Source organism: Kineococcus indalonis (assembly GCF_009906395.1).
GTDB lineage: Bacteria > Actinomycetota > Actinomycetes > Actinomycetales > Kineococcaceae > Kineococcus > Kineococcus indalonis.
Window position 1 is genome coordinate 1 of the sequence record NZ_JAAALM010000563.1, and the last position, 2,457, is coordinate 2,457.

At 77.6% G+C, this 2,457-nt stretch carries 3 protein-coding genes; all 3 read left to right on the top strand.

Going from position 1 to position 2,457, the window contains the following annotated elements:
* Positions 1–34: 34 nt before the first annotated feature.
* The 3 genes from GTR00_RS18895 (at position 35) to GTR00_RS18905 (ending at position 2,455) form a co-directional block, all read left to right on the top strand.
* A complete protein-coding gene (locus GTR00_RS18895; protein ID WP_166613106.1) occupies positions 35–1,063 on the top strand; it encodes a Gfo/Idh/MocA family oxidoreductase in 1,029 nt (342 codons plus the stop codon).
* Positions 1,060–1,878 (top strand): TIM barrel protein, encoded by an 819-nt coding sequence (locus tag GTR00_RS18900; protein WP_166613107.1) that lies wholly within the window; start codon positions 1,060–1,062, stop codon positions 1,876–1,878. Before GTR00_RS18895 ends, GTR00_RS18900 begins: the two co-directional genes overlap by 4 nt.
* A 121-nt stretch (positions 1,879–1,999) precedes the next feature.
* Positions 2,000–2,455 carry an MmcQ/YjbR family DNA-binding protein gene (locus GTR00_RS18905; protein WP_166613108.1) on the top strand — a complete coding sequence of 152 codons (456 nt, stop codon included), beginning with the start codon at positions 2,000–2,002 and terminating at the stop codon, positions 2,453–2,455.
* Positions 2,456–2,457 lie beyond the last annotated feature (2 nt).

The window sequence follows — 2,457 nt, forward strand, 5'->3', positions numbered from 1 at the left end:
GTCTAGAGCGCTCTAGGCGCGAGGAGGAGGAACCGTGGACGACGTCGACACCGCAGCGGAGCCGGTGCGGGTGGGCCTGATCGGGGCGGGGCGCATCGGCGCCTCGCACGCGCGGCTGCTGGCCACGCGGGTGCCGGGGGCGCGGCTGGTGGGCGTGGCCGACCCGCGCCCCGGCGCCGCGCAGGCGGTGGCCGGGCCGCTGGGGGCGCGCGCGGTCACCGACCCGGCGGAACTGCTGGAGGACCCGCAGGTGCAGGGCGTCGTCATCACCGCCAGCACCGAGGCGCACGCGGACCTCGTCAGCGCCGCCGCCGCGGCGGGCAAGGGCGTCTTCTGCGAGAAGCCCGCCGGGATGACGCCGGCGGACGTCGAGCGCGGCGTCGCCGCCACCGACGCCGCGGGCGTGCCGTTCCAGGTGGGTTTCAACCGCCGCTTCGACCGCGGTTTCGCCGCCGCCCGCGCCCAGGTGGAGGCCGGGCTGATCGGCACCCCGCAGCTGCTGCGCTCGGTCACGCGCGACCCGGGCCTGGCGAACCCCGCGGCGGTGCCGCCGTGGGCGGTCTTCCGGCTCACCCTCATCCACGACTTCGACACCCTGCTGTGGCTGAACCCCGGTGCGCAGCCGGTCTCCGTGTACGCCGTCGCCGACGCGCTCGTGGCGCCGGGTTTCAAGGACGCCGGCCTGCTCGACACCGCCGTGGTGACGGTCCGCTTCGACAACGGCGCGATCGCCACCGCCGAGGCGAGCTTCTCGGCCGCCTACGGCTACGACGTGCGCGGGGAGGTGTTCGGCTCCGCCGGCGCGCTCACGGTCGGCTCGCAGGCGGCCACCTCCCTGGTGCGTCACGACGCCTCCGGCACGCACGCGCAGACGGTGCGCTCGGACGTGGAGCTGTTCGCCGACGCCTACACCGGCGAGCTGGCCGAGTTCGCCGCGGCCGTGCGCGAGCGGCGCGCCCCGGCGGTGACCGGCCGCGACGCGCACCGCGCCCTGCTCGTCGCCACGGCCTGCATCGAGTCGGTGCGCACCGGCCTGCCCGTCGCCCTGGAGGGTGCCCGGTGAGCGGTTTCACGCTGGCCGTGTGCGCCGAGACGGTCTTCACCGACCTGCCGTTCGCGGAGCGGGTGCGCACCCTGCACGAGCTCGGCTTCGCCGTGGAGCTGTGGGGCTGGACCACCAAGGACCTGCCCGCCCTGGCGGCCACCGGCGCCGCCTTCACCTCGATGACCGGCTACGTCGAGGGCGAACTGGTCGACCCCGACGGCGCCGACGCCCTGCTGGCCAGCGCCGAGCGCTCGATCGCCGCCGCCGCCGCCCTGGGCACCCCGAACCTGAACCTGCACGGCACCGGGCTGGACGGGCGCGGCCTGCCGGTGCGGCCGGTGCCGGTCGTCACCGGAGCGATGTGGCTGGCCGCCGAGCGCACCCTGCGGCGCGTCGCCGAGCTCGGCCGGCGGCACGGGGCGGTGTTCACCCTGGAGAACCTCAACGTCGCCGTGGACCACCCGGGCACCCCGTTCGCCGCGGCGGCCGACACCCGGGCGCTGGTGGCCGCCGTGGACAGCCCCCACCTGCGGATGAACCTGGACCTGTACCACGCGCAGATCGGCGAGGGGAACCTGATCCAGCTCGTGCGCGAGTGCGCCCACCTGCTGGGCGAGGTGCAGGTGGCCGACGTGCCCGGGCGCTGCGAGCCGGGCACCGGGGAGGTCAACCACCCCGCCCTGGCCGCCGCGCTGCACGCCACCGGCTACCGGGGGGTGGTGGGCCTGGAGGCGTTCGCCTCCGGCGACAGCCGCCTGGCCGTCGAGCGCTTCCGCGAGGCCTACACCGTGCCCGCGCCGGCGCCGGCGCCGGCGAGCGCCGCCGCGCGCTGAGCGCCCACCGCGGCGCTGGCGGGGCGGGCCGGCGCGGCAGCGCTCGTCCCGGCCGCGGCCCCCTGGAGCCCCGCCGGTCCGGCACCACCCGCGCGGCCCAGCGCCGGGGCAGGATGGGCGGGTGGAGCACAGCAGCAGCCCGGACGCGGGCGCCCGCGCCGACGGCACGGTCGTGCAGGAGGTCGCCGCGCGCACGGCGCTGGCGCTGCCCGGCGCGGGCCTGTCGCACCCGTTCGGGCCCGAGCACGACGTGTTCAAGGTCGCCGGGAAGGTGTTCCTCATGGCCACCGAGGCGACCGGGCAGCCGATCGTGACGCTCAAGTGCGACCCGGAGGAGGCCCGGGCGCTGCGCCGGCAGTTCGCCGCGATCACCCCCGGGTACCACGTGGACAAGCGGCACTGGGTGTCCGTGGCCGCCGGGGAGGGCGTCACCGGCGAGCTGGTCGCCGAGCTGGTCGTGGACTCCTACCTGCTGGTCCTCGACGGGCTGCCGCGGGCGCGGCGGCCCGTGCTGCCCGACGAGCTCGCCCGCGCCGCGCGCGGGGGCGGGCGCCCCGTGCCGCCCGCCCCCCGGTAGGG